Raw genomic sequence first — 21,812 nt, 5'->3', positions numbered from 1 at the left:
GTGAAGAAGGGGATGGAGCGGAATGGCGTCCATCCCCGCAATCTTTTTAGTTTTTTATAGTGCTGCTTTTACTTTCTCAGCAATATCGTCAGGTACCCATGAAGTCCAAATGTCTTCATGTTCTTTCATGAACCATTTTGCGGTTTCGTCTGGATCTGCTTCATTCTCGCCCATATAATTTAGCATTTCTTCAGTTAAGTCGTTACTCGTTTCATAGTTTTTCAGAAAGTCAACAACTTCAGGTGCTTGGGTTTGCAGATCTTTATGAATACCGACTACAACATCATTCGGTGGGAATTCAGTTCCTTTTTCTTTGTCCCAAATTTCTTGGTCAAACGGATGATCTTCTAAAAGTGTTAAATCATACGTTGCAGTTACCCAAGTTGGAGACCAATAATAACCTACCCACGGCTCGCCTTTTTTGTAAGCGCTCACCAAATCAGCAATAATTGAAGAGTCAGATCCTGGAGCCAAGTATGTGAACGTCTTATCTAAGCCATAAGTCTTCATTTTTTCAGCTAAATGTTTGCTGACGACCCAGCTCGAAGGGGCGCCGATAATGCGGCCCATTTCTGGGTTTTCGGGGTCTTTGAAAAGTTCAGGGTATTTTGCCAGGTCTTCCACTGTCTTCAGGTCAGGTGCCATAGGTTCAATGCCGCGCTCTTGATCGCCCTTTATCACGTAAGTCGGTACATATAGACCTTGAGAATTGTCGTCAAAGTTTGTTGAAAGTTTCACTATATCTCCTTTGTCAATAGCGCTAGTGTAGATATCTTCCATGTTATCTGTCCAAATTTCGGTGTAGATTTGGATATCGCCTTGCTGTAAAGCTTGGAATACGGCCGTAGAAGTCCCATTGGTTACTTCTGTGTCATATCCATAGCCTTCCTCCAAAATGAGTTGTGTGATGCTATTGTGGACACGAATGCTGTCCCATCCTGCGTCTGCAAGTTTAATGACACTGATCGAATCTTTGCTTACACTATTACCGCAAGCAGTTAAAAGCAGTAATGCGAAGACTGAGAATAGAAACGTAAACTTTCTCAAAAAATCAAATCCCTTCTGTCTGTGGTTTTTTTCATCACGAAATGATCTTTTTTACTCGAATCTCTTATTTGCAATCACCCAGAAAAAACGTAGGAAAGTTGAAGAGATTAAGGAAAAACTATCATTTTATTTCGTGGTGACATTTAGATAGTTTACAGGATAGTAAAATTATTATCAATTTAATAATTTAGACAACTGATGATTGAGTGTATTTTTTATAATAAAATACACTTATAAACTTCATTAAAAAGTAAAGTTTTTAACTGGAATTAAATATGGACGAATCAAGGCTCTATCCTACAAGGGGTATAGGATTTCCTCGAGTCGAATACTAGAGGGAAATGTTGCATTTCCAAACGTAAGAATCAGAATTTTTAGATTACTAAAGAAAATTAGTTAGGTTTAACATTTCTGAAAGCTGAATGACAAAGATTTGTAACAGTTTATGAGGAATTATCGTGAATTTTTGATTTTGCTTTTAAGAAAATGATATAGTTAGTAATATAAATAAAGTTATATAAAAAAGGAACGTATGTAGAAAAGGAGAACGGATCTTATGACGAAAGAAGTCCATATTGTTTCGACGACTACACAAAGTCGCTCGGCATCTGCCTTCTTCTCAGATATTAAATCATTAGTGAAAGGTCCTGTACTCATCGCGAATGTCTTGCCTGTATTTGCAGGGTTCTGGTTGGCGCTTCACTTCTCAGGAATGACACTTGCAGGGAATTGGGGCGTTTTCTGGCTGACGATGGTCGGCAGCACCTTTCTAATGGCAGGTGCGCTCGTGTTGAATAACTGGTTTGATTCGGATATTGACACTTTCATGGAAAGAACGCAGCAACGGCCGACTGTTACAGGAAACTTTGCTTTGAAAACAGTTTTAAATATTGGTTTGGTGTTATCTGGGATCGGCATGTTATTGCTTTTATTTACTACTTTTGAAGCAGCTCTTTACGCGTTCATTGGGTGGTTTACGTATGTCATACCCTATACGATGTGGTCTAAACGTAAATACACGTTAAATACGGTAATTGGAAGTGTTTCGGGGGCGGTAACGCCTTTGATTGGCTGGGCTGCCATTATGTCGGCGAATCATATTGTGCCGATTGTCTTATTTTCGATTTTGTTTATTTGGCAAATGCCGCATACGTTTGCGATTGCTATGAAGAAGCATGATGAGTATAAAGCGGCGAACGTGCCGATGTTGCCGGTTGTGTGCGGTTTTGATTTCACAAAACGTCAAATGTTGATATATGTACTATGTTTGCTGCCTTTTCCATTTTTGTTGCCAATGTTCGGAATGGGCTTTATCATCGTCGCTACGTTGATGAATGTTGGCTATATTGCGGCTAGTATTTATGGTTTTTATGCAAAGGACAACCACAAATGGGCGCATGTCATGTTTTTGTATTCTGTGAATTACATGACCCTATTGTTTATGATGATGATTTTATTGACATTTTAATTGCAAAGAGCCTCCCTTCACTTAAAGTGAAGAGAGGTCTTTTTTTATGTTAACATTGAGTGGTGTAGACCGTCGTGTTGGAGACGAATTTAGCAGTTCAATCTAAAAATAGAAGGTGCGCCGATGACGAATGTACAAATTAGAAAAGTGACTGAAATTGAAGAAATTTATGCGGTGCAAAAACTTGAGAAGCAAATCTGGGGAATGGAGCCGATTCCTGTTCATCAAACGATTACTGCGGTGAAAAATGGTGGCCTGATTGTCGGCGCGTTTGCCGGCGAGCGAATGATTGGTTTTTCCTACAGCTTTGCAGGATTCTCTGAAGGGCAGTCGTATTTATGTTCCCATATGTTAGCTGTCGATCAAGAATTTCAATTAATGGGGATCGGTAAGTTGTTGAAAGATGAACAGCTACGTTTGGCGCGCGAGATGGGTTATGAATTAATTGTCTGGACATTTGATCCACTCGAAAGCCGCAATGCCTACCTAAATACATCAAAATTATACGGAGTCTGTTACGACTATATCGTCAATTGCTACGGTGAAATGGCGGACGGTCTGAATAAAGGCTTACCGACCGACCGTTTTCAAGTGGCGTGGTGGATTACTAGTCCGCGAGTGAATGAATGTTGGCAACCGATAAATCTTCAGTACATGTGTCCGTTTACGGTTCGCCTGACAAATGAAAATCACCCTGAGCTGCAGTTACCTGAAGAAAACGATTGGCTGTCGGCAGAAGCGGTAGAAGTGCCCGTTCCAAAACATACCCAGCTACTGAAGACTGAAGACTCCCAGTTGGCGCTTGATTGGCGTTTGAAAACAAGGAATCTATTTCAACAACTGTGCAGCGCAGGGTTTGCATTAATTGATGTGCGCAGAACGGAAGAAGCTGTACAATACTATCGTTTTTGTAAGCTTTCCATGATTCCATTACAAAATGAAAGTAGTGAGCCGATTGAAAATTGAAAGTGTAACCATTCGTAGGATGAGTATGACGATGAAGAATCCTTTCACAACGAGTTTCGGAACAATCCATCAAAGAGACTTCCTGTTGGCTACAGTGCAAGATGAACTGGGCAACGAAGGTTGGGGAGAAAGCGTGGCGTTCACTTACCCATGGTATAGCGAAGAGACAACGGAAACATGTATTCATATGTTGCGTGATTTCTTGATTCCGGCGGTGCTTGGTAAGACAATCGAACATCCGGATGAAGTGAATGAATTTTTTGCACCTATTCGAAAGAATAACATGGCGAAGTCGACGATTGAAGGTGCGGTTTGGGATTTGTATGCAAAACGTCACGATATGTCGCTTGCCGAAGCGTTAGGTGGTGAACGGGATTATATTGAAGTCGGGATCAGTATTGGCATTGAAGAACGTGTGGAAGACTTACTTGCCAATGTGAAAGGTTTCATCGATGAAGGCTATAAGCGGATTAAGGTGAAGATCAAACCGGGGCAAGACGTGGAAGTCATCCGAGCGATCCGCAACGAATTTCCCGATGTGCCATTGATGGCAGATGCGAACTCTGCCTATACGCTGGATGATGCAGAAGTTTTAAAGGAATTGGACCAGTTTAATTTGATGATGATCGAGCAGCCGCTTGCGTCTGACGATATTATCGATCATGCAAAACTTCAGAGACAAATGTCGACACCGATCTGTTTGGATGAAAGTATCCATTCCTTGGAAGATACCAGGAAAGCTGTGGAGCTTGGGAGCTGTCGGATTATAAATATTAAAATCGGACGTGTGGGCGGTTTGACGGAAGCTAAGAAGATCCACGACTACTGCGCAGCTAAAGGGATTGATGTGTGGTGCGGTGGGATGCTGGAATCAGGCATCGGACGAGCGCACAATGTCGCTTTAACGACGCTGCCGAATTTCACACTGCCTGGAGATACGGCGGGTTCTTCTCGTTATTGGGATCAAGATATTATCAAGCCTGAGGTAGTAGCGGAAAATGGTTATATTACCGTGCCAAATGAAGCTGGTATTGGTTATAAAACGGATATCGAAGCGATCGATCAATTCACGGTGGATAAGTGGGTATTTAGAGCTGAATAAATATTCAGTGATTGTCATTTCACTATTAGTTGTGCTAGACTCTTAGGTAATCGAATAAGTTTCCTTCGGGGCAGGGTGGAAGTCCCTACCGACGGTGATGAGCTTACAAGCTCTTAGTCCGTGACCCGGATGCTTTTATCTAAATTCAGCAGAAACCCTCACTTCCATAAGTGGCGGTATGAATACGGTGGCTTTTCTGTTCAGTGGGTGTTCAAACGCCCGCTGAATCCAGATAAAGCCTCTGGCAGATGTCATGGATTTTGAAATGTGCGAGTACATTTCAAAATCCAGGCGCAATCACGCCTAGGCGTGATTGATTAGCTAAAAAGCAGAAGGTGGATTTGGTGAAACTCCAAAGCCGACAGTTAAAGTCTGGATGAGAGAAGGAACAATGCGTTTTTAAAATCTACATTTATAACGCTTATTTTGTCATGGTTACAAGCCCCGCATTTATATTTTGCGGGGCTTTTTGTTTTGTCACAAGAGGAATTTTGCAAGTTGGAGTGTTGTGCAGTGAATCAAGATTATATGGGAATGGCGTTGAAGTTAGCTCGAAACGTTGTTGGACAAACTTCTCCGAATCCGCCAGTTGGCGCCGTGATAGTGAAAGACGGCAGAATCGTCGGTATGGGTGCTCATTTGCAGGCGGGGGAACGACATGCTGAGCGGGTTGCGCTTGATATGGCCGGCACAAAAGCGGAAGGCGCTGATTTGTATGTAACTTTGGAGCCTTGTTCTCATACAGGTAAAACTTCGCCTTGCGCAGATGCGATTATTCGGGCTGGTATCCAGCGTGTCTACGTGGCGATTTCCGATCCCAATCCGTTGGTTGCCGGCAAAGGCATGGAACGACTTCGTGCTGCGGGTTTGGAAGTAGAGAAAGATGTATGTACCGATCAAGCACAGAAATTGTATGCACCATTTTTTCATTTTATTCGAACGAAAACACCTCATGTGACAATGAAAACAGCGATGACGATAGACGGTAAGATTGCAACATCTACAGGAGACAGTAAATGGGTGACGAGTGAGCAAGCAAGGCTCGATGTCCATCTGCTTCGTCATACCCAAGATGCGATTTTAGTCGGCGTTCAAACGATTCTTCATGATGACCCCCTTCTCACCACCAGATTGCCCCGAGGTGGAAAACATCCTATTCGAGTTATTTTAGATACTTGGTTACGAACACCAATTGATAGTCAAGTCATTCAAAACAATGCTGCACCTACATGGATTTTTTGTGGGAATGAAGCAGAATACTTGCGTGAACAGTTGCTCCAAAAGCCGCACGTCCGAATCATACGCATGCCGAAAATTCAGCTTGATATTGAAGAGATCCTCTTGCGCTTAGGCTCTGACGGTGTCATGACGTTATTGGTAGAAGGTGGTGCCGCGGTCAATGCTTCATTCATCAGGGCGCGTGCCGTTCAGCGTGTTATTTGCTATATGGCGCCGAAGTTACTTGGCGGCAGTGGCTCGCTGACACCTGTTGGTGGAACAGACCCGGAGATTATGGGAGAGGCCTTCCCGTTGATTTTTGAAAGTGTGGAAATGATTGGCCCTGATATTAAAATTATAGCGCTACCGAAAGAGAGGGATTGACCGTTGTTTACAGGGATTATTGAAGAAATCGGTTCAGTCAAAAGTGTACAGCCGGGAGCGCAGTCGATGACATTGACGATTGCAGCTTCTACTGTATTAGCCGATGTCCAATTAGGTGACAGCATTGCAGTCAATGGAGTTTGTCTGACAGTCAAAAAGTTTTCGAAAGAACAATTTTCTGCAGATGTCATGCCTGAGACCGTCTCTTCTACCTCACTTCAACAATTGAAGGTGGGAAGTCGAGTGAATTTGGAACGTGCTCTTGCAGCTAACGGTCGATTTGGCGGTCATTTCGTCACGGGACATGTCGATGGTGTCGCCATCATTCGTGAAAAACGTACTGTCGATAATGCACTTTATATTCGGCTGGCTTTGCCTGAACAGTATAGTCCGTATTTATTGCCAAAAGGCTCGATCGCATTAGACGGTACGTCACTGACAATTTTTGATGTGAATGAAACAGATATTACGATTTCGTTGATTCCGCATTCCCAAGAACTGACGGTCATTGCGAAAAAGTCCCTAGGGGATGTTGTTAATTTCGAATGCGACATGCTGGCGAAGTACGTAGAGAACATGCTTAAGAGACGAGACGCGAAAGAACAGCCACTGACAGAGGATTTTCTACAACAGCACGGATTTAAGTGAAGGAGTGGACAGAGATGTTTCATACAATTGAAGAAGCGTTAGAAGATTTAAAACAAGGTAAAGTAGTGATCGTCGTCGATGATGAAGATCGGGAGAATGAAGGAGATTTCGTCGCATTGGCTGATAAGATCACGCCTGAGATTATTAATTTCATGGCGACGAAAGGGCGCGGTTTGATTTGTGTGCCGATTACGGAGCAGAAAGCTCAACAACTTGGTTTGCAGATGATGACCGATCACAATACGGATTCGCATGGCACGGCATTCACGATCAGTGTGGATCATCTTTCCACGCACACTGGAATCAGTGCATTTGAACGGGCCGAAACGATTGTCAAAATGATGGATTCGCGGTCGGTAGCTAGTGAATTTAAACGTCCGGGTCATGTATTTCCGTTAGTCGCAAAATCCGGCGGTGTCTTGGAACGTACTGGTCATACGGAAGCAGCGGTTGACTTAGCTCGACTGGCAGGGAGTTCTTCAGCAGGGGTAATCTGTGAAATCATGAATGATGACGGTACGATGGCGCGAGTGCCTGAATTGCGTCTGATGGCGCAAGAATTGAATCTGAAATTAATTACAATCCAAGATTTAATTCATTATCGCCTGCAGCAGGAGAGGCTGGTTGTTAGGGAAGCGGAGATCAAGCTGCCGACTGACTTCGGAGAGTTTCGTATGATTGGATACACCGAAACGTTAACAGGTAAAGAGCATGTAGCGCTGGTGAAAGGTGAGGTAACGCCAGAAGAACCCATGTTAGTACGTGTTCATTCGGAGTGTTTGACGGGCGATGTATTTGGCTCCTGCCGATGCGATTGCGGACCTCAATTGCATGCAGCGCTTTCTCAGATCGAACAACAAGGTCGCGGAGTTTTATTGTATATGCGTCAAGAAGGCAGAGGCATCGGCTTGATCAATAAGCTGAAAGCATACGAACTGCAAGAACAAGGTTTCGACACGGTAGAAGCCAATGAAAAACTGGGCTTTGCAGCAGATTTGCGTGATTACGGCATCGGTGCTCAAATCTTACATGAACTTGGCGTTAAACAAATGCGTTTGTTGACGAATAATCCGAAGAAAATTTCAGGCTTAAAAGGCTATGGATTGGAAATCGTTGAACGGGTTCCGATTCAATTGCCGATGAAAGAAGAAAACGAAAAATACTTAAAAACTAAAGCGGAAAAATTAGATCACTTATTAACAATTTAAGGAGAGATAGATATGGGGAATTTATTCGAAGGACATTTAGTAGGTACAGGATTAAAGATAGGCGTTGTCGTAGGACGATTTAATGAGTTTATCACAGGCAAGTTGTTATCGGGCGCTGAGGACGCATTCAAACGACATGGCGTAGCTGAAGCAGATGTAGATATCGCTTGGGTACCCGGGGCATTTGAAATTCCGTTGATCGCAAAGAAGATGGCAGATTCCCAAAAATATGATGCTGTCATTACACTCGGTACTGTCATCCGCGGAGCCACACCTCACTTCGACTACGTCTGTAATGAAGCGGCCAAAGGTGTAGCACAAGCGAGTATGCAGTCAGGAGTCCCGGTGATTTTTGGTGTGCTGACGACAGACACGATCGAGCAATCTATTGAAAGGGCAGGGACTAAAGCAGGGAATAAAGGCTGGGATGCTGCAGTGTCGGCTATAGAAATGGCGAACTTGACTAAACAATTCGATTGATCGCCAAATTTGCACAGTAAGCGCTTTATTTTTCTTTCAAGTATTGACCTAAGAGATTTCCTCTGTAATAATAGAGTTAGTCATTAGTTGATATTCAATATCAAGTACATCTAAAAAGAAGGTACAACATGAATCAGGTAGATACGAAGATCGGACGCCAGGCAGTAATGTATACGTTTTCAAATAGCGAAGCAGAAGATAGTAGAATAGAAAACGGCATGCAGCAACTAGGTTGGCAGTTCGGAAAAGGTAAAGTGGGCTCAATGGAGTTCCAGAAAATTGTGGCGGCAATTGAAACGCTTGCGAAACGGCAAGGAATTGTAAATCAAGACATCTATCGAGAGATGCATGCGCTCTATCATGCGATAATCGAAGCTATGCAAGGCGTGACACGTGGGCAGGTTGAGCTCGGCGGCATGCTGCGAACAGCGGGACTTCGATTTGCTATTGTGCGTGGGACTCCGTATGAAAATGCAGCGGAAGGTGAATGGATTGCCGTTGCTGTCTATGGAACAATCGGTGCCCCGGTTCGTGGCTTCGAGCATGAGGCAATTGGTTTAGGTATCAATCACATCTGAATAAAAGAATGAAGCCTATAGTTATTTAGACAATAAGGAGGCTATATTGACACATGCGGGGACCCCCCTTTTAGGGCACCCGTCTGTCAATATAGTCTCCTTTTGCTTGTTTAGGAATGAATTCTTTGCACAGGATCAGCGCAACTAGAACTAAAGACAACGAGGAGGAATTGGAAATGATTGAATTGACAGGTCGTACGTTAACGATTGAACAAGCGAAAGAAGTATTGGTGAATGGAGCGAAAGTAAAAGCTTCTGAAGAAAGTATGAAAGCGGTTCAAAAGAGCCGTGAAGCAGTAGAGAAAATTGTTGCGGAAAGTAAAGTGGTGTACGGAATTACTACTGGATTCGGTAAATTTAGTGATGTATTCATCGAAGCGGAAGATACGGAACAACTTCAATTAAATTTGATTCATTCGCATGCTTGTGGAATTGGCGAACCGTTCCCCGAGATGGTTTCTCGTGGAATGACACTTCTTCGTGCAAACGCACTCCTAAAAGGTTTCTCTGGAATTCGCCCGGTAGTCATAGAGCGTTTACTAGATCTAGTTAACGCACAGATTCATCCGGTTATTCCTCAACAAGGTTCACTTGGTGCAAGCGGTGACTTGGCGCCGCTTTCTCATTTGGCACTTGTGTTGATGGGAGAAGGGGAAGTGTTCTATAAGGGAGAGCGTATGGAATCAGCTATTGCGTTGTCAAAAGAGGGCATTGAGCCAGTGACGTTGAAGGCGAAAGAAGGATTGGCGTTAATTAATGGAACACAAGCGATGACGGCAATGGGGCTTGTCAATTATATTGAGGCAGAGCAGCTTGCGTATCAGACAGAAGCTATTTCTACGATGACGTTGGAAGGTTTGCGTGGAATTGTCGATGCATTCGACGCCGATGTACATGAAGCACGTGGTTACCGCCAGCAAACGGAAGTAGCAGAACGCATGCGCCGTATGTTCGTAGGCAGCCAATTGACAACGAAACAAGGTGAATTACGCGTACAAGATGCTTATTCGCTACGTTGTATTCCACAAGTTCATGGAGCTTCTTGGCAAGTTTTGGATTACGTCAAAGAAAAGCTGGAAATCGAAATGAACGCAGCTACAGATAATCCGTTAATCTTTGAAGATGGTGACAAAGTTATTTCAGGAGGAAACTTCCACGGGCAACCAATTGCCTTTGCAATGGATTTCTTGAAAGTGGCAATGGCGGAGTTCGCGAATATTTCAGAGCGTAGGATTGAGCGTCTAGTTAATCCGCAGTTGAACGACTTGCCGCCATTCCTAAGCCCTGAACCAGGATTGCAGTCTGGTGCAATGATCATGCAATATGCAGCTGCATCTCTTGTTTCTGAAAATAAAACGTTGGCGCACCCGGCGAGTGTGGATTCCATTCCATCTTCAGCCAACCAAGAAGATCATGTCAGCATGGGAACAATCGGGTCACGACATGCTTATCAAATTATTCAAAATGCGCGAAGAGTGCTAGCTATTGAATTGATCTGTGCATTGCAGGCTGCAGAACATAGAGGTGCTGAAAAACTTGCGGACTTCACAAAAGCTTTCTATAAAGAAGCGAGAAACATTGTGCCGAGCATCAAGCAAGACCGGATTTTCTCTAAAGATATTGAAAAAGCGGCAGCTTGGTTACTAGAAATGGATTGGAAGGCATTCGCAGATAAATCTTTGCCAACTGAAGTTAGCGCAAATTAAATAGGAAATATAAAGGGATATGAAATTTAATTATCTAGTATTTTACTCCAAGCGGGAAGTTCCCGCTGGAGTATATCTGGATAAATATCTTCGGGCAGATGTAAGCGTTTGCTTACAGTAATTGCAGTTTGTTGTATAATGGGGACATGGGAGATGAGAAGATGTTATTCAATACTGTGGTCGTATCTGTCATTGTAATGGCAGTACTGAGTTTATTGCGGGTCAATGTTATTTTTGCTATTTTAGCAGCAGCTGGAGTAGCCGGTTTGATGGAAGGGCTTTCCTTAACAGATGCAACAAATATGCTAGTTTCAGGAATGGGTGGTCAGGCAAACACGGCATTAAGTTATATTTTGTTAGGTATGTTTGCGGTCATGATCGGAATGTCTGGAATTGCAGGGTTTTTAGTAAAAAATTTAGTTAGGGTATTAAGAGGAAAGCGAATAATTTTATTGTTGACGATTGCGGGTGTAGCTTGTTTCTCGCAGAACTTAGTACCTATACATATTGCGTTTATTCCAATATTGATTCCGCCAATGCTGCATCTGTTCGATAAGATGAAAATTGACCGCCGCGGCATTGCAACTGCGCTTACTTTCGGTCTAAAAGCACCTTATATTATGATCCCAGCTGGATTTGGATTGATCTTTAAGGGAATAATCGTTGATGAAATGGCTGCAAGTGGTATGGATATTACGATGTCAGAAGCCAATATGGCAATGTTGATTCCGGGAATCGGAATGGTCCTCGGGCTGTTCGTGGCAGTATTCATTTCTTATCGAAAACCTCGTAATTATGCGGACGTTGAGGCGGAGAAAGTGAATATTCTAAGAGAAGAAGAAGTGGAAAATGCAGAATTGAAGTTTAATATACGCCACGGCTTCACGATCGTTTCAATTATTGCAGCATTAGTTATACAGCTTATAACCGATTCATTAATACTTGGAGCACTTGCCGGGATTTTCTTGATGTTCGTCTTGACTGTTATTCCATTTAAGGACGGCGAAAGGGTAGTGAACGAGGGAATCGGAATGATGGGTATGATTGCGTTCGTCATGTTGATTGCTTCAGGTTATGCTACGGTTCTTAAAGAGACAGGTGCGGTAGAAAGTCTGGTTGATTCGGCAACAGGTATATTAGGTGACAATAAAATGATGATCGCATTTATCATGCTGCTTGTCGGTTTATTGATTACGATGGGGATTGGTTCTTCATTCGGTACGATCCCGATTATAGCTGCATTATTCGTTCCGATTTGTATGGCAGTCGGCTTTTCGCCACTCGCGACGGCGGCTTTGATTGGTACGGCAGGGGCGCTTGGAGATGCTGGTTCACCGGCTTCAGACAGTACACTTGGTCCAACTTCGGGTCTGAATGCGGACGGTAAGCATCATCACATTTGGGATACATGTGTGCCGACATTCCTTCACTTTAATATCCCTCTACTAATCTTTGGTGTAATTGCAGCAATGGTATTATAAAACGAAAAGGGCAGATCCGAAATAACGGATCTGCTCTTTTATCATTTTACTGCAGAAACACCTAAACGCTCACGTGCTTGTTCCGTGGCGATGACCATATGTTTCAATGCGGCAACTGTTTCTTCGCGTTTTCTTGTTTTCAAACCACAGTCGGGATTGATCCAGAACTGTGAAGGTTCTAGCACTTCCAAACCTTTATTGATGATTTCCGTCATTTCTTCAACAGCCGGAACGCGCGGGCTATGGATGTCATAAACGCCAAGTCCAATTCCTTTGTCATAATGATATTCTTTGAAAGATTCCACCAAATCACCATGACTGCGTGACGTTTCGATGGAAATAACATCCGCATCCAGCGCACTGATTGCTTCAATGAAATGATTGAAATCACAGTAGCACATATGTGTATGAATTTGCGTCGTATCCTCAACGGAAGCTGTAGCAACACGGAAAGCATTCACAGCCCAGTCGAGATAATGATTCCATTCGGATTGCTTTAATGGGAGCCCCTCTCGAAGTGCCGGTTCATCTACTTGGATCATATGGATACCTGCTGCTTCAAGCGACTCGATTTCTTTACGCAGTGCGAGAGCAATTTGATTGGTCACTTCTTCTCTGGTCAAGTCATCGCGAACAAATGACCAATTCAAAATCGTCACGGGTCCGGTCAGCATACCTTTTACTTCGTGATCTGTCAGTGATTTAGCGTATACGGATTCTTCTACCGTCATCGGCTTCGTAAATACAACATCTCCATAAATGATTGGTGGTTTCACACATCGGGAACCATAGGATTGCACCCAAGCTTTTTCCGTAAAGACAAAACCATCCAGCTTTTCGCCGAAATATTCTACCATATCCGTCCGTTCGAATTCCCCGTGCACGAGCACATCAAGTCCGAGTTCTTCTTGGATTTGGATCCATTCCTTAATTTCCGCTTTTACAAAGTCTTTGTACTGCTGATCCGTAATTTCGCCTTTTCTCCATTTTGTACGTGTTATACGTACTTCAGGCGTTTGGGGGAAACTGCCGATTGTGGTTGTAGGCAATACAGGTAATTGGAACTTCTCTTGCTGCTTCAATTTCCGCTCTGCGAACGGCAGATTCCGCTTGCTGTCAGACAAAGTACTGCCTGAACTTGCTTGTCGAACCTCCTCGCGTTTGCGGGCAGGGAGTTGATTGAATGCAGTAAGAGCGGCTTCATTTTGTTTGAAATCTGAAGCGACGCTTTCTTTACCTTGTTGCAACGCAGCTTTCAGTACATTGAGTTCTTTAATTTTTTCATCCGCAAATGAAAGTGCATTCTTAATTGTTGAATCTAATTTCTGCTCTGACTGAATTGTCACGGGTACGTGAAGCAGACTGCTGGATGGCTGGATCCAAACGTTTCCGGACTCTACATGCTGTTGAATCTTTCCTAGTAATGACAGCTTGACGTTCAAATCTGATCGCCAAATATTCCGACCGTCCACAATACCAGCAGCGAGTACTTTATCATCAGGGAAGCCGTATTTCTTAAGGTTTTCCAAGTTTTTGACACCGCCATGCACGAAATCAAGACCAATTCCAGCTACTGGTAATGCAAGTGTTGCTTCATAGTGCTCAACTGAATCAAAGTATGTTTGCACTAAAACGTTCAAGCTATTTATGTTTTTTGTTAACTGCAAGTAAATTTCAGTTACGGTTTTCATTTCATCAGAAGAAATGGAAGTGCAAAGAATTGGTTCATCAATTTGCACCCATTGAACGCCTTCATCCTGTAATTCTTGCAATACCTTTTGATAAAGAGGAATCAATTGCAGAATGATAGAAGGTACGTCTATTTCTTCATACCCTTTAGAAAGTTTCAATAAAGTGTAGGGGCCGAGTAGAACAGGTTTCCCCTCGATACCGAGTTCTTTCTTTGCTTCGCGGTATGCAGTAAGTGGTTTGTTCTCAGTCAATTGAAAACGTTGTCCTTCATACTCGGGGACAATGTAGTGATAGTTCGTGTTGAACCATTTCGTCATTTCGGAAGCGACAGCATCGTCATTACCGCGTGCCATTGAAAAATAAGTGGATATCGACACTTGACCGCCTTTCCAATGATAGCGTGAAGGGATGATTCCGAACATTGTGGATGTATCGAGCACCCGGTCATACAATGTGAAATCGCCGACTGCAATTCGGTCTACTCCTGCGTCTTGTTGTTTCTTCAGGTTGGCTAAACGGATGTCTTTTGTTGTCCGCAGAAGTTCTTCTTCCGAAATTATTTCTGCCCAAAATGCTTCTAACGCTCGTTTCCACTCCCGGTTTTCGCCAATAACAGGATAGCCGACAATACTGCTTTTTACCATTTGATTTCCCCCTCATGATTTTATCCAATAAAAAAAGCATTCCTAACAAAGAATGTTAGAAATGCACGTATGTGTAAAATGCATGCCTAAATAAGCGTGCATCGTTTGCCGTGTGTCTAACACCTCCCTATTCACCGTAGGATTAAGCGTTATGAAAACAGGCAGGTATCTGGCTGGACGTAAGCACGTCTTCACAGTGGCGGGACCGCTCCAAGAAAAGGATTCCCTTTTAAGAAATGAAAGCAATGATCATTTCACCTGTTTTCAAACTATTCAATTCATGATGATTGTCTCTAAAACTATCATAAGGTTCGTTGAGTGTCAACTTGCTGGTAAATAGATAATTAAGCAATACTCTTTTTTTGTCATCTGTTATATAACTGTACAAAAGTAACAAATTCTCTTTCAAAAAAGAAGGTGTGAAAATTTACACAATTCTGTTGAAAGTTTTATAGAGTTTAGGTATGATAAGTAATAACACGACTTCAAATTAGGACATGAATCGTCATTCATACGAAGAAATCTTGATTATTGGCTGTGGGGGCACCTATGATCAATTGAGGAAGAATCGTGTTTATCGCTGTATGTTATACAACAGAGCAGCGCAAAAAAACTTAAGGGGTGGCTTTATTCTATGACAAATTATGAAAAAGTAGGCAAGCTGCAAGTCGCAAAAGAACTATACAACTTTGTTAATGAGGAAGTTCTATTAGGCTTAGAAATCCAAAAAGAACAATTTTGGACAAACTTTGATTCGCTCATTCATGAACTTGCTCCTGAAAACAAAGCGCTGTTAGAGAAACGAAGCGAATTGCAAAAAAAGATCAATGAATGGCATCAAAACAATAAAGAAACAGCAGATTCTGCTAACTATAAAGAATTTTTAAAGGAAATTGGCTATTTGGAACCGATTGTTGAGGACTTCCAAGTGACAACTTCCAATGTCGATGATGAAATCGCTATTCAAGCAGGCTCCCAATTGGTCGTGCCTGTCGACAATGCCCGCTATGCGTTGAACGCGGCAAACGCAAGATGGGGAAGTCTATATGATGCATTGTACGGAACGGATGTCATCAGTGATGAAGGTGAAGCTGAAGCTGGCGTACAGTACAATCCGATCCGAGGACAGAAAGTTATCAACTTTGCAAAAGAGTTATTAGATCAAGCAGCACCGCTTGCGGAAGGGACACATGCAGACGCCACAGCGTATGCAATCGTTAGTGGAAAACTTGAAGTGACACTTCAGAATGGCAATAAAACAGGCTTGAAAGATGCTTCTAAACTGGCTGGCTTTAACGGTTCGGAAGACGCACCTTCCGCTGTCTTGTTGACGAATAACGGATTGCATATCGAAATTGCAATCGATCGAAACCATCCAATTGGGAAAGACGATGCGGCGGGTGTGAAAGACTTGATTTTGGAAGCAGCACTTTCTACGTTGATGGACTGTGAAGACTCGATCGCAGCAGTAGATGCTGAAGATAAAGTGGGGGTCTACCGCAACTGGTTAGGTTTGATGAAAGGTGATCTGGAAGCATCGTTCAAACGAGGCAGCAAGACGGTCACTCGAAGAATGAATCCTGACCGCACATACAAAACACCAGACGGCAAAGAGCTATCGCTACACGGCCGTTCATTAATGTTCGTCCGTAACGTAGGTCATTTGATGACAAATAATGCGATTTTAGATGAAAACGGCAACGAAGTACCTGAAGGAATTTTAGATGGTGTCGTAACTTCGTTGATTGCAACACATAATCTGAAAGATGATGCAGAGTTCAAAAACTCCAGACATGGTTCAATTTATATCGTTAAGCCGAAGATGCATAGCCCGGAAGAGGCGGCATTTGCCAATAAGTTATTTGACCGCATTGAAGATTTATTGAGCTTGGAGCGCAATACGCTGAAAATCGGTTTGATGGATGAAGAGCGCAGAATGTCATTGAATTTGAAGTCTGCAATCCATGCGGTGAAAGAACGGATTGCATTCATCAATACAGGTTTCCTTGACCGTACAGGTGATGAAATTCATACTTCAATGGAAGCGGGTCCTGTTATCCGCAAAAATGATATGAAAGCTTCCAAGTGGTTAGCTTCCTATGAAGCATCCAACGTTGCTGTCGGAATTAAGACTGGTCTTCCTGGACATGCTCAAATCGGTAAGGGAATGTGGGCTATGCCGGATATGATGGCTGCAATGCTTGAGCAAAAGGTCGCCCATCCAAAAGCAGGTGCAAGCACAGCGTGGGTGCCATCTCCAACAGCTGCTACATTGCATGCATTGCACTATCACGAGATCAATGTAAAAGAAGTTCAAGCCAATGTCGACAGCGCAATTGATTACCGAGATGGAATCCTAGAGATCCCGTTGGCGCCGAACACAGACTGGCCTGCAGAAGAAATTCAATCAGAGTTGGATAACAATGCGCAGGGGATCCTTGGCTATGTTGTTCGCTGGATTGATCAAGGAGTTGGCTGTTCTAAGGTTCCGGATATCAATGACGTAGGTTTAATGGAAGACCGCGCAACATTGCGTATTTCCAGCCAGCATATCGCAAACTGGCTACGTCACGGCATCACGACAAAAGAGCAAGTCCAGGAAACATTGGAACGAATGGCGAAGGTCGTTGACGAGCAAAACGCTGGCGATGAACTTTATCAGCCAATGGCTCCCAACTATGACGATTCTATTGCTTTCCAGGCAGCTTGCGATTTAGTATTCAAAGGTGCCGAACAGCCAAGCGGCTACACAGAGCCAATCTTGCACGCCCGACGAATCGAAGCAAAAGCCAAAGCGAAACAAAAAGCAACGGTACAAAATTAATTACACTAATAGCTCCTCTTCTAATTTGGAAGAGGAGCTGTTTTTCTAATAAATCTGTAAATATGGTATACTGTATATGTTAATTAAAGTTTTACATGAGATTGTGCAGAAATGGATACTCAGTTGATTGGAGTGGAAGGCGGCGACTCCCGCGCCCCGCGGAAAGCGTCCGCCTGGAATGGAAATCAACGGTTCCTACGTTTTACTTTGAGTGTAAGTTATTTATTTCAGTTTATATAGCAATAATTATTAAAAAGGGGGAAATGAGATGCTGAAAAAAGAGCAAACGCTATTTGTATTAGTGGACGTACAAGGTAAGCTAGCGCAAATTGTTAAAGATAGTAAGACGTTGCATGATAATCTGGAGAAACTGATCAAAGGATTACAAGTGTTAAATGTTCCAATACTTTGGTTGGAACAGTACCCTGAAGGACTGGGACCGACGACTGAATCTTTATCCAGTTTACTAGAAGGTCAGGAACCCATCGCAAAAATGACATTTAGTGCGGCGGGCAATGAAGAATTTATGAAACAGCTGGAAAGCTCGGGCCGCAAACAAGTATTAATTGCAGGAATTGAAACGCATATTTGCGTATATCTGACAGCGGCAGATTTAGTGAAGCAAGGTTATGAAGTCGAAGTGGTTGAAGATGCAGTCACTTCACGGACGGAAGCGAATAAACAAATCGGCCTCGAGAAAATGAAGGGGCTTGGAGTTACTGCGACGTGTGTGGAAACTGCTTTATATGAACTGATTGGTGAAGCGGGGACGGACGAATTTAAAAAAGTGTTGAAAATCATAAAATAACAAATAAAAAAGCGGAATAGCCATAATGTTTGGCATTTCGCTTTTTTTATTCCCATTTTTCTCGCTGTAAATCTTCTGCAATAAGCTGAAGATCATCGGCGCTGATGGTCAAAAGTTCATAGTCTGTCGTCTCTGTCAATTGTTCGGCCATTTGTTTGATAAATTTCGGAGAGCCTTCATTCTCTTCATCATAAACAAGCAACAGTGCATCTGAATTACGAAGCAGAAACTTATTCTTCTCAATAAATTGCCAAGGTGCTTCGTATGGCTTGTTCGTTAAACTGACAGTATAATCTGCAAGCGCGATGATTTGTTCATACTGCTCTTTTTTCGTCTCATTCCAATTCGTTTGTTGATCAAGAAACGGTGTAATCACGGCATATTGTAACTGCGGGTATTCCTCTTGCAACTCCCAAACACATTCGATTGCCCAAGTCTCGACGCCGAGCTGGCCGCTGACGATAACCCATTCTAGTCCTTGATCCAGAAGGGTCAGCAACTGGTCCGTTAATGCTTTTTTAATAATCGCAATACCCGGATGCTGTTCATTGAAGATCCCTAATTCATGTGCTTTGTATCCACTTACTATGATTCGCTTCGTCATTTTTGTTCGTTAATCGCCGCGTGAGCTAATTTTGTTATCGTCATGTCATCCATCGGAGGATTGTGAAGACCCGCGCGTACATCGCGATAATGGCGCTGTAGTGGATTCGATAACTCCAAACTCTTCGCCCCTACAATTCGCATTGCGAGATTAACAATTTCTATTGCACTATTCGTAACAATCGACTTTGCGGCACCTAATTCATTTTGCAGATGAACACGGCGTGCTTCGTCATCGTAAATCGAGGCAATATCATAGAGGAGATGGCGTGCTTTAATGAGCTCCAAATCCATTTTGCCGATTTGAGTTTGAATATTGAAGAGGGAAGCGATCGGCTCATCTAAACTGTTAGGCTGATAAGTTGCCGCAAAGTGAACCGCGTAATCGCGAGCAGCTTGTGCGATTCCCAAATAACAAGCCGGTATGTGGAGAAGCCAACCATTGAGCTTATTGCCGCGTGGTGCTTCATTCACTTCCACTAACTGATCATCCGTGGCTTTTACGTCATCCAAAACGAGCGTCTGGCTCTCTGTACCGCGCATGGAAATCGTATGCCATGTTTCTTTGATGGACAGCCCTTCTGATTCACGTGGAATCAAGAAGAAACCGATTTGCTGTTTTTCTTCAATCCATACAGATACTAGGAAGTGGGTAAGGGCAGGAGCCATTGTAGTGAACGTTTTCTCTCCTGAAATCACCCAGCCGCCTGCAGAACGTGTTGCCGTCGTCTGGGGGCGACCGCCTCGCGTAGGACTTCCTGTTTGAGCCTCGGTTACAGAACGGTTGATTAGTGCACCTTGCTGAACAGCTTCGCTGAATTGCGCTAATTGTTCCGCAGTCCATTTGCGATTTTCATACAGTTCGCCGACTACGCCTTGATGCCAGCCGATAGCTAGAGCAGTCGCACTGTCAAAACGAGCAATCGTTTCTTGAAACAACACCATATCCGTTACGGAGATGCCTTCACCACCGAATTCCTTCGGGAGTGTCAACGTAGTGTAGCCCATTTCCACGAGTTTTTGAATATTCTCTTTTGGGAATTTGGACAGCGTATCAGATTGCTCTGAAAAGCTGCTGAAAAACGGACCTGCCTCAGTCAATTCATTGACCCATCGGCGTTGAAAGTCCGTTGTGATAAAAAGTTCTGTCGACACGAGAAACACGTCCTTACTACTTCAGTCTTCATTTATCTATAGTTTCTTTCGTATATAAGATCTGCACAAATCTACGAGATCCTTGATCGTCTCCGTCAAGGACATGAAAGTATAGTATACTAGATAATCGAAAAAAATACCATTCTGACGAATAAAAAAATCTATAAAAGAAATGACGTCACATCATGACGAAATAGAGAACGATTGGAATTGTCAAAAGACTTAACAATGTCGTTGTGAGTGTCGTAAACGAGACCAAATCTGGCTCCGTTCCAAATTGAACTGCAAACATTGTCGTATTCGCTGATCCAGGCATTGCTGCTTGGATAATCAGTACCACTTTCAACAAATCATCAACCGGTAAAAATATTAAAATGACAACTGCAATCAATGGTGAAATGATCATGCGAATAATCGTCACCGCTGTGACATATCGATAGGCAACGCGCTTGCGGACAATCATCGCCAGTTGCATTCCGAGGACGAGCATGACGACCGGGATGGAAGCATCTGCAATCAAGTCAACTCCCTGCATCATGGAATCAGATAACTTAATAGAAGAAACTTGAAAGATAATACCTAGAATCGCAGCGTAAATCAATGGCATACGTATAACCCGCTGCATCGAGTCACGCCAAGTCGCATGTGCTTCTCCTCCGATGGAAGCGAAAAAAATACCGATTGAATTCATTAGAATTGACTGAAAGACCATCATAATGACCCCGTAATCAAAGGCTGCCGAGCCAAATGCAAACAATACGACAGGCACTCCATAATTCCCGCTGTTCATAAATACCCCGCCAAGAATCATAGCAGAACGTTCAGAACGCGAAGCTTTCATAATATCAGCAGTAAACCAGACGATAATGAACAGAATGACCAACAACAGTACTGCGAAGGCAGCAATATACAAATACGTTCGGTCAAGTGCATTCGTATAGAAAGTCCGGAATGCCAAAAAAGGAGACATCAGGTAAAGAGCTGCCGTTGATATCGTTTTAATATCGAATGACAGGAACTTCTGTCCAATGAAACCAATTAAAAAAATAAATAATACAGGAGCGATGATTGAAATAAGTTCCAAGAAGATTCCGTCCTTTCTAGGTTGATGAAACTTATTATACATGAACTATGATACTAGAAAACTTTTTTATCTGAATTCAATAAATATTTTTGGGCAGAAGATATTACGCCAAAAAAGAATCCATCGCAGAGGATGGATCCTTGGTCATGAGAGGCTTCGTTTGCGTATAGAATGAAATTTCAATACTTTCTGTAATCGGGGAATCAAAATTAAGGCAAGAATGGTAACTCCGATATCCAATGGCAAGTAGGCCACCATCCAAGACCATGCGATGACATAGCTGAAGCTTGCTGGCGCCTCTACCCAATAGATATAGGCCAAATACATATAATTTGTGCCGATAATATAATTTGTCAGAATAGCAAGTGTTCCAGCTCCTACATATGTAAACAGTGTTTTACGTTCGAAAAACTTTCCGACAATATAAGCGACAACAATAAACGAAATGATATAGCCAAATGTCGGGCTCAGTATGCTGCCGAGACCGCCTTTGAACTGAGCGAAGATCGGCGCACCAGCTAGACCGATAAATAAATAGGCGAACATAGACAGACTGCCTAATTTACTTCCTAATAACCCCCCAGCTGAAATTGCAATTAGCAGCTGCAATGTTATTGGCACACCGCCGATCGTCAGTAAAGGCGCAATGTTAGCTCCTACTCCCATTAGCGCAGCAAACAACGCACAAATGACAATTTCTCTTGCTTTCATTTTCC

At 43.0% G+C, this 21,812-nt stretch carries 18 protein-coding genes and 1 riboswitch; of the genes, 12 read left to right on the top strand and 6 right to left on the bottom strand.

The window, feature by feature from the left end; translation table 11 throughout:
- Nucleotides 1-54: 54 nt before the first annotated feature.
- A complete protein-coding gene (locus MKY93_RS13225) occupies nt 55-1,047 on the bottom strand; it encodes an ABC transporter substrate-binding protein (RefSeq protein WP_078818154.1) in 993 nt (330 codons plus the stop codon).
- Between the two features lie 556 nt (nt 1,048-1,603).
- On the opposite strand from MKY93_RS13225, the gene cyoE reads away from it, so the two are divergent.
- From cyoE to MKY93_RS13175, 10 genes are all read left to right on the top strand, one after another.
- Nucleotides 1,604-2,515: a heme o synthase gene (gene cyoE, locus MKY93_RS13220; RefSeq protein WP_009497872.1), complete on the top strand. Its 912-nt coding sequence runs from the start codon at nt 1,604-1,606 to the stop codon at nt 2,513-2,515.
- A 123-nt stretch (nt 2,516-2,638) separates the two neighbouring features.
- The gene (locus tag MKY93_RS13215; protein ID WP_078818153.1) at nt 2,639-3,481 is read left to right on the top strand and encodes a GNAT family N-acetyltransferase; all 843 of its coding nucleotides are present in this window, start codon (nt 2,639-2,641) and stop codon (nt 3,479-3,481) included.
- Entirely contained in the window at nt 3,471-4,583 is a 1,113-nt protein-coding gene (gene menC / locus MKY93_RS13210) for an o-succinylbenzoate synthase (RefSeq protein WP_221835210.1), read from the top strand. Before MKY93_RS13215 ends, menC begins: the two co-directional genes overlap by 11 nt.
- 513 nt (nt 4,584-5,096) lie before the next feature.
- Entirely contained in the window at nt 5,097-6,185 is a 1,089-nt protein-coding gene (gene ribD, locus MKY93_RS13205) for a bifunctional diaminohydroxyphosphoribosylaminopyrimidine deaminase/5-amino-6-(5-phosphoribosylamino)uracil reductase RibD (protein ID WP_009497869.1), read from the top strand.
- Between the two features lie 3 nt (nt 6,186-6,188).
- Nucleotides 6,189-6,833, top strand: a complete 645-nt coding sequence (gene ribE / locus MKY93_RS13200; protein ID WP_221835208.1) for a riboflavin synthase — start codon at nt 6,189-6,191, stop codon at nt 6,831-6,833.
- A gap of 14 nt (nt 6,834-6,847) precedes the next feature.
- Nucleotides 6,848-8,041, top strand: coding sequence for a bifunctional 3,4-dihydroxy-2-butanone-4-phosphate synthase/GTP cyclohydrolase II (locus MKY93_RS13195; RefSeq protein ID WP_340759447.1), 1,194 nt, complete (start codon nt 6,848-6,850; stop codon nt 8,039-8,041).
- A 12-nt stretch (nt 8,042-8,053) separates the two neighbouring features.
- The gene (gene ribH, locus MKY93_RS13190; RefSeq protein WP_078818148.1) at nt 8,054-8,521 is read left to right on the top strand and encodes a 6,7-dimethyl-8-ribityllumazine synthase; all 468 of its coding nucleotides are present in this window, start codon (nt 8,054-8,056) and stop codon (nt 8,519-8,521) included.
- Between the two features lie 128 nt (nt 8,522-8,649).
- Nucleotides 8,650-9,099, top strand: a complete 450-nt coding sequence (hutP, locus tag MKY93_RS13185; RefSeq protein ID WP_078818147.1) for a hut operon transcriptional regulator HutP — start codon at nt 8,650-8,652, stop codon at nt 9,097-9,099.
- Nucleotides 9,100-9,275: 176 nt separating this feature from the next.
- Nucleotides 9,276-10,805, top strand: coding sequence for a histidine ammonia-lyase (gene hutH, locus MKY93_RS13180; protein WP_221835205.1), 1,530 nt, complete (start codon nt 9,276-9,278; stop codon nt 10,803-10,805).
- A 161-nt stretch (nt 10,806-10,966) separates the two neighbouring features.
- Nucleotides 10,967-12,286, top strand: a complete 1,320-nt coding sequence (locus MKY93_RS13175; protein ID WP_245799515.1) for a Na+/H+ antiporter family protein — start codon at nt 10,967-10,969, stop codon at nt 12,284-12,286.
- Nucleotides 12,287-12,327: 41 nt separating this feature from the next.
- On the opposite strand, the gene metE is transcribed toward MKY93_RS13175, so the two are convergent.
- Nucleotides 12,328-14,622 carry a 5-methyltetrahydropteroyltriglutamate--homocysteine S-methyltransferase gene (gene metE / locus MKY93_RS13170; protein WP_221835204.1) on the bottom strand — a complete coding sequence of 765 codons (2,295 nt, stop codon included), beginning with the start codon at nt 14,620-14,622 and terminating at the stop codon, nt 12,328-12,330.
- A gap of 143 nt (nt 14,623-14,765) precedes the next feature.
- A riboswitch (cobalamin riboswitch) is annotated at nt 14,766-14,899 on the bottom strand.
- A 357-nt stretch (nt 14,900-15,256) separates the two neighbouring features.
- On the opposite strand from metE, the gene MKY93_RS13165 reads away from it, so the two are divergent.
- A complete protein-coding gene (locus MKY93_RS13165) occupies nt 15,257-17,446 on the top strand; it encodes a malate synthase G (protein ID WP_340759446.1) in 2,190 nt (729 codons plus the stop codon).
- A gap of 268 nt (nt 17,447-17,714) precedes the next feature.
- Nucleotides 17,715-18,254, top strand: coding sequence for a hydrolase (locus MKY93_RS13160; protein WP_078818142.1), 540 nt, complete (start codon nt 17,715-17,717; stop codon nt 18,252-18,254).
- A gap of 46 nt (nt 18,255-18,300) precedes the next feature.
- Here the strand turns inward: MKY93_RS13160 and MKY93_RS13155 are convergent, their stop codons facing one another.
- From MKY93_RS13155 to MKY93_RS13140, 4 genes are all read right to left on the bottom strand, one after another.
- Nucleotides 18,301-18,858 carry a DUF1273 domain-containing protein gene (locus MKY93_RS13155; protein WP_340759445.1) on the bottom strand — a complete coding sequence of 186 codons (558 nt, stop codon included), beginning with the start codon at nt 18,856-18,858 and terminating at the stop codon, nt 18,301-18,303.
- Complete coding sequence (locus MKY93_RS13150) at nt 18,855-20,012, bottom strand: acyl-CoA dehydrogenase family protein (RefSeq protein WP_078818140.1); 1,158 nt, start codon at nt 20,010-20,012, stop codon at nt 18,855-18,857. Before MKY93_RS13150 ends, MKY93_RS13155 begins: the two co-directional genes overlap by 4 nt.
- A gap of 178 nt (nt 20,013-20,190) precedes the next feature.
- Nucleotides 20,191-21,096, bottom strand: coding sequence for an AEC family transporter (locus tag MKY93_RS13145; protein WP_176132579.1), 906 nt, complete (start codon nt 21,094-21,096; stop codon nt 20,191-20,193).
- Between the two features lie 144 nt (nt 21,097-21,240).
- Nucleotides 21,241-21,807 (bottom strand): biotin transporter BioY, encoded by a 567-nt coding sequence (locus MKY93_RS13140; RefSeq protein WP_078818139.1) that lies wholly within the window; start codon nt 21,805-21,807, stop codon nt 21,241-21,243.
- Nucleotides 21,808-21,812: the final 5 nt, after the last annotated feature.

Source organism: Sporosarcina sp. FSL W7-1283 (assembly GCF_038003105.1).
In the GTDB taxonomy this organism is placed as follows: Bacteria; Bacillota; Bacilli; order Bacillales_A; family Planococcaceae; genus Sporosarcina; species Sporosarcina newyorkensis.
Note: the sequence above shows the minus strand (reverse complement) of the source record. Positions and strands in the feature narration are given on the sequence as shown.